The sequence below is a fragment of the Mycobacterium sp. 050134 genome, from assembly GCF_036409085.1.
Classification (GTDB): Bacteria; Actinomycetota; Actinomycetes; order Mycobacteriales; family Mycobacteriaceae; genus Mycobacterium.
This window is the reverse complement of sequence record NZ_JAZGLV010000022.1, coordinates 90,232-90,730: the sequence shown is the minus strand read 5'-3', so window position 1 is coordinate 90,730 and position 499 is coordinate 90,232. Positions and strand designations below refer to the sequence as shown.

Here is a 499-nt window from a genome sequence, read left to right as displayed (position 1 = left end):
GTTCGGTGTTGGCATCGGGTCAGCCGGTGCAGCCGGCGAGCTTGTCGCCGGAGATCCCGGCGCAGCCTGCCCAGCCGGTGCAGCCTGGGGTGCCGACGGGTTCGGTGTTGGCGTCGGGTCAGCCGGTGCAGCCGGCGAGCTTTACGCCCGGGGTGCCATCACAGCCCGGGGTGTCGTCGCAGCCGGCGCAAATGGATACCGGCGCGCTCCCCGCCACCCCGACGACGGCCGCACCCCTAACGCCCGGTGGCGTCGGCAACCTCCTGGCCGGCGCCGCGTCGGCGGCCGCGCCGGGCGCGTCTTCGATGAATATCGACTCTCTCGTCCAGTTGGCCGAAGGCCTGACCGAACCGGTGGGTGAGGGCGTCAGCGCCGCCATGCAAGCGATCCAGTCCGGTTCGAAGCCGAGCAACCCGACCGACCCGGGGCATCCGGTCGATCCGGCGAAATAGCTTCTGAACGTTCGTATTCGGGGGGACAGCGGACGTGAGGATGCCGG

Annotated in this window: 1 pseudogene; it reads left to right on the top strand. The window is 70.7% G+C overall.

The features are described 5' to 3' along the window. Window positions 1–452: pseudogene (locus tag SKC42_RS22505) on the top strand (hypothetical protein); the annotation flags it as partial. Window positions 453–499 lie beyond the last annotated feature (47 nt).